We start from the raw sequence: 309 nt of genomic DNA on the forward strand, positions 1-309 counted from the left end.
CGTGCGGCTTGATCCTATAACCCTGATTGGTTAAACCGGTCAGAACTTATAGTGTTCAGTGTCGTTCAAATAATACTGTTTTACACAACCCGAATTTGTTGTCCTGTACTCATCCTCGCGCCGTCATGCGAGTCGATCGGTACACGACACGTTGCTGCTTCTTCCAAGATTGGACCGGTTGCGCCCTCAAAAGCACAGCCAGTCAACAAGTTACGCCTGACGACCATAGCGAGGTGGTCCCACTCCTTCCCATCCCGAACAGGAACGTGAAACGCCTTTGCGCCGATGATAGTGGACGGACGTCTGTGA

At 51.5% G+C, this 309-nt stretch carries 1 rRNA gene; it reads left to right on the forward strand.

Annotation, left to right across the window (positions count from 1 at the left end):
• Positions 1-215: 215 nt before the first annotated feature.
• Positions 216-309 (forward strand): 5S ribosomal RNA (rrf, locus tag EYW45_RS25075); the annotation flags it as partial.

The sequence above is a fragment of the Schauerella aestuarii genome (assembly GCF_009866805.1).
In the GTDB taxonomy this organism is placed as follows: domain Bacteria; phylum Pseudomonadota; class Gammaproteobacteria; order Burkholderiales; family Burkholderiaceae_B; genus Schauerella; species Schauerella aestuarii.